Origin of the sequence: Flavobacterium sp., from assembly GCF_003525665.1 — a bacterium.
Taxonomy (GTDB): domain Bacteria; phylum Bacteroidota; class Bacteroidia; order Flavobacteriales; family Flavobacteriaceae; genus Flavobacterium.
In genome coordinates this window covers 4,565-9,875 of the sequence record NZ_DQDX01000011.1, presented here as the reverse complement: position 1 = coordinate 9,875, position 5,311 = coordinate 4,565, and the positions used below count along the sequence as shown (strand labels likewise).

The 5,311-nt window shown below is 31.4% G+C and carries 4 protein-coding genes; 3 read left to right on the top strand and 1 reads right to left on the bottom strand.

Translation table 11 applies throughout. The features are described 5' to 3' along the window. The first annotated feature begins 309 nt into the window (after positions 1–309). The 3 genes from DIU01_RS00765 to DIU01_RS00755 are packed head-to-tail and all read left to right on the top strand — an operon-like array spanning position 310 to position 4,928. Entirely contained in the window at positions 310–1,599 is a 1,290-nt protein-coding gene (locus DIU01_RS00765) for an anthranilate synthase component I family protein (protein WP_290831361.1), read from the top strand. Positions 1,600–1,616: 17 nt separating this feature from the next. After that, positions 1,617–2,924: a tRNA lysidine(34) synthetase TilS gene (gene tilS / locus DIU01_RS00760; protein ID WP_290831360.1), complete on the top strand. Its 1,308-nt coding sequence runs from the start codon at positions 1,617–1,619 to the stop codon at positions 2,922–2,924. Beyond that, positions 2,925–4,928 carry a cytochrome c biogenesis protein CcdA gene (locus DIU01_RS00755; RefSeq protein ID WP_290831359.1) on the top strand — a complete coding sequence of 668 codons (2,004 nt, stop codon included), beginning with the start codon at positions 2,925–2,927 and terminating at the stop codon, positions 4,926–4,928. It begins immediately after the preceding gene. Positions 4,929–4,988: 60 nt separating this feature from the next. On the opposite strand, the gene DIU01_RS00750 is transcribed toward DIU01_RS00755, so the two are convergent. Next, a partial coding sequence (locus DIU01_RS00750; RefSeq protein WP_290831358.1) for an ATP-binding protein occupies positions 4,989–5,311 on the bottom strand: 323 nt, incomplete at its 5' end.

Below are 5,311 nucleotides of genomic sequence, written 5' to 3'. Positions count from 1 at the left end.
GCGCTATCGGTTGCTGTTGCGTAATCTGCAGTTGAAGTTGCATTTTCACGTTCTTCTGCTTGTTTGCAAGAATAGGCGATACCCAAAATTAAAATCGCCAAACCAACTTTTGGAATTGTTTTCATAAAAAATTACTATTTAAAGGTTAATGTTTACAAATGTTTAATAGGAATAGTAATTTTATATCAATATGTTGGTTTTTTAAGATTTTTAATTAATTTATCTCAACTAAAAACCGTGCCAAGATTTTTTGAAAATCAGTATAAATGGATTTATTTTATCGTATTTTTGAAATCTTATTAAATTACATTGAGAACATCAGTTTATAAATCAATTTCAAATAGTTCAGCGTTTAAAAATCAATTGCTTAATTGGTCCAATCAATTTCGTGAAGTTGTTTTTTTAGACAGTAATTCAGAGACAAATAATCAGAACTATTCTAATTATGATTTGGTTGTTGCAGTAGACGCATTTACTTCAATTAAAACAGATTACGTCAACTCTTTTCAAGATTTACATCAATATCAAAGTCAGACTAAAGATTGGCTTTTTGGCTATTTATCGTACGATTTAAAAAATGATATTGAAGATTTAAAATCCAATAATTTTGATGGTTTAGACTTTCCAGATTTATTTTTCTTTCAGCCAAAAAAACTATTTTTATTGAAAGGAAATCAGCTCGAAATTCAATATCTAAAAATGTGTGATGACGAAATTGATTTTGATTTTGAAGAGATAAATCAGTGTTTAGTTTTCAGTGTTCAGTCTTCAGTAGTTGATGTAAAACAGCGAATTTCAAAAGAAAATTATATTTCTAAAGTCACTAAAATGCTCGAGCACATCCATCGTGGTGATATTTATGAAGCTAATTTTTGTATGGAATTTTATGCAGAAAATACTAAAATTGAACCTCTGGAAATTTATCAAAAATTGAACGCTATTTCGCAACCGCCATTTGCTGTTTTTTTCAAAAACAATTCAAATTATCTAATGTGCGCTTCGCCTGAAAGGTATTTGCAAAAAGAAAATTTCAAAGTTATTTCGCAACCCATTAAAGGAACTTCAAGACGTTCTTTCGATATTGAATTGGATGAATTATCAAAATTTGAATTAGAAAACAACCCAAAAGAACGATCAGAAAATATTATGATTGTTGATTTAGTTCGAAATGATTTATCAAAAACGGCAACTAAAGGTTCGGTGCAAGTGGAAGAATTATGCAAGATTTATTCGTTCAAACAAGTGCATCAAATGATTTCTACAATTGCATCGGAAGTAGAAAATACAACTTCACCAGTAGAAATTATTCGAACTACTTTTCCAATGGGAAGCATGACTGGAGCGCCCAAAATTTCGGCCATGAACATCATCGAAAATCTGGAAGAAACCAAGCGCGGATTGTACAGTGGCGCAGTGGGTTATTTTACTCCAAATGGTGATTTTGATTTTAATGTTGTAATTAGAAGTATTCTTTATAATTCTGATAATCAGTACATTTCTTTTTCTGTTGGAAGTGCAATCACATCACAATCCATTCCAGAACTTGAGTATGAAGAATGTTTGTTGAAAGCAAAAGCAATGTTTGAAGTTTTGAGTTAAAATACCTACTTTTGAAAATGCTTACAAAATTTCAAAATCATCTTACTTCGCAGTTTTCATTTCTCAAAGGAAAAAAGTTATTTATCGCTGTAAGTGGCGGCATTGACAGTATAGTTTTAGTCGATTTGTTACATAAATTACAGTATGAAATTGCTGTTTTACATTGTAATTTTTCACTTCGTGATGCTGAAAGTGACGGTGATGAAGCCTTTGTGAAATCTTTTTGTAAGGAACGAAATATTGAAGTTTTAATTCAAAAATTCGATACTAAACAATTTGCTTCCGACTACAAATTATCGATTCAAATTGCTGCTCGAAAGTTGCGCTACGATTGGTTTTACGAACAATTAAAAAATAGAAATTTCGATTACATTCTCACTGCGCATCATCTTAACGATAGTTTGGAAACCTTTTTAATCAACTTTTCACGAGGCACAGGATTGGATGGTTTAACCGGAATTCCAGCTCAAAACGATAAAATCATCCGACCATTATTGCCTTTTTCCAGAGAAGAAATTGAACTTTATGCGAAAGAAAATGCAATTCAATGGCGAGAAGATTCAAGTAATTCATCTGATAAATATCTTCGAAATAAATTACGACATGATGTAATTCCGATTTTGAAAGAAGTACAACCCAATTTGCTTTCTTCGTTTGAAAATACCATAAAACATTTGCAGCAAGCACAATCGTTAGTTAACGATGCATCCAGAATTATTTACAAAGAAGTGGTTACAGAAGAGGAAAATTCGATCAAAATTAATTTGAAAAAGCTTATCCAACTTACTAATTATCAAGCTTATTTATATCAATGGCTAAAAGATTTTGGTTTTGTGGCTTGGGATGATATTTACGATTTAGTTTCGGCGCAATCGGGTAAAAAAGTGCTTTCGCCTGATTTTATTTTAGTAAAAGATCGAGATTTTTTTATTCTAACTCCAAAAGTAGGTGATGAAATTACTCAAGAGTTTTTGATTGACAAAGAAGATAGCAAAGTTAATATTCCCTTAAAATTCACGTTTTGTAACGTAAGTGACATTTCGGTTACCGATTCAAATAGTATCTTTGTGGATGAAAATAAATTGAAGTTTCCTTTAACCTTACGAAAGTGGCAAGAAGGCGATTATTTTTATCCATTCGGAATGACCGGAAAGAAAAAGCTGAGTAAATATTTTAAAGACGAAAAATTCTCTTTAATTGATAAATCAACTAATTGGATTTTATGTTCTGATAATCAGATAGTTTGGATAGTAAATAAGCGAATGGACGACCGATTTAAAGTAAATAATAACACAACAACTATTTTAAAAATAACGATTACATAGATGAGAAATTTTCTTTATACATTAATCACATTTTTGGTTTTAACCAATGTAAATGCGCAAGTTCTAAGTCCGGTGAAATGGACAACTAAAATAGAAAAAGTCTCAGAAACCGAATTCAATTTAATTGCAAACGGAACCATTCAAGAAGGTTGGCACGTGTTTTCTCAATTTACTCCAGATGGCGGATCGTTGCCAATGGTTTTGAATTTTAAAGACGTAAAAGGAAATTATGAACTAGTTGGTAAAGCTAAGGAAAGTCCGTATCAAAAGGTGTACAGCGACGTTTTTGAAGTGGATGAATACATTTTTGAAGATAAAGTTACCGTTACTCAAAAGGTAAAAATTACAAATCCAAAAACTACCAAAATCAAGTTAAACCTTGAATATCAAGTTTGTAAAGAAGCTTGTATTAATGACAATAAAGATTTGGTTTTTAATATTCCAGCGGTTTCTAGTGTTGTTACGACTACAGCAAGCCAAGACACAATTCAAGAATCTGATAATCAATTTTCTACAGTTATTGACACAGCAACAACTGAAAATACAATCAAACAAGCAGAACCAAAAGTTACAGAGCCAATAAAAGATGAAAAGAGTTTGTGGACGATATTTTTTATTGCGTTTGTCAGCGGATTTGCAGCTTTATTGATGCCTTGTATTTTTCCTATGATTCCAATGACTGTGAGTTTCTTTACAAAACAAAGTAAGTCAAAGGCAGAAGGAATTAGAAATGCGGTACTTTATGGTTTGTCCATTATTGCAATTTACGTGATTTTGGGTTCTTTAATTACAGGAATTTTTGGAGCAGAGGCATTAAACGAACTTTCTACAAGTGTTGCATTTAATATAATTTTCTTTGCATTATTAGTGGTTTTTGCACTCTCATTTTTAGGAGCATTCGAAATTATGTTGCCAAGTTCTTGGGCTACCAAAATAGATTCTAAAGCCGATAAAGGAGGTTTTGTCGGAATTATTTTTATGGCATTAGCATTGGCAGTTGTATCATTTTCTTGTACTGGTCCAATTGTGGGAACTTTATTAGTAGAATCGGCTTCTAAAGGCGGAATTGCACCAATTGTAGGAATGTTAGGTTTTTCATTAGCCATTGCATTACCATTTATGTTGTTTGCAATGTTTCCTGGTTGGTTGAATTCGTTACCAAAATCTGGTGGATGGTTAAATACTGTGAAGGTTTCGTTAGGATTTTTAGAATTAGCATTTGCATTCAAATTTTTATCAAATGCCGATTTAGTTTTACAAAAACATTTATTAGAAAGAGAATTATTTATAGCGATTTGGATTGCAATTTTCGGAGCTTGGGCATTGTATTTATTCGGAAAATATATGTTGCCACACGATTATGAAAAAGCAGATAAAATAGGAGTAGGACGATTAATAATGGCAATTGTAGTAACAACATTTACGTTTTACATGATTCCAGGATTATGGGGTGCGCCATTAAAAATATTAAGCGGATTAACGCCACCAATTCATTACGCAGAAAGCACCAACGGATTTGGATCTTCCAATTCAAATAAATCTGAACTACCAGAACATGCTCATTTTGGTCCACACGGAATTATAGCTTTTGAAGATTATGATTTAGGATTGGCTTATGCCAAAAAAGTAAATAAACCAGTTCTTTTAGATTTTACTGGTGATGCTTGTGCGAATTGCAGAAAGATGGAAGATAACGTTTGGTCTGATCCAGAAGTGCTTAAAATTTTGAAAAATGATGTTGTTCTAATTTCGTTGTATTGTGATAGAAAAATTGACTTGCCAAAAGACAAACAATACGTTTCTAAAACAACAGGAAAAGAAGTGGTGACAATAGGTAACAAATGGACCGATTTTCAAATTACAAGATACAAAAGCAACTCACAACCTTTATACGTAATATTGGATACAGATGGAAAAGATTTATCTAAACCAATAGCATTTACATTCGACAAGCAAGAATATAAAAAATGGCTTGAAGACGGAATTGCTGCATACAAAAAATAAAATCACAAAAAAACCATCCGTTAATTCAGATGGTTTTTTTTATAAAAAAAAGTGGGGTTTCTATTTTGCTAAAAATAAGGTAAAAGTGGTACCTTTTTTAAGTTCAGATATTATTTCGATGCGTCCATTCAATTTGTCAACTATCTTTTTTACAGTCGATAAACCTAATCCAGTTCCATAATTTCCGTAGCGATCTTTTACATTTAATATTTTGAAAGATTCGTAGATTTCAAGAAAATCTTTTGTTTCTATACCAATTCCATTATCGGTTACTTTTATGATATAGTAACTCGCGTTTTCACTAAAATCAATTTTAATTTCTACAATTTCTTTATCGTTGTATTTAATTCCATTTCCAATTAAATTATGCAATATCTGAATCA

What these genes read in the sequence shown, in the direction of transcription:
- DIU01_RS00755 (WP_290831359.1), top strand. Translation starts at nt 2,925, where the DNA reads ATGAGAAATTTTCTTTATACATTAATCACATTTTTGGTTTTAACCAAT.
- tilS (WP_290831360.1), top strand. Translation starts at nt 1,617, where the DNA reads ATGCTTACAAAATTTCAAAATCATCTTACTTCGCAGTTTTCATTTCTC.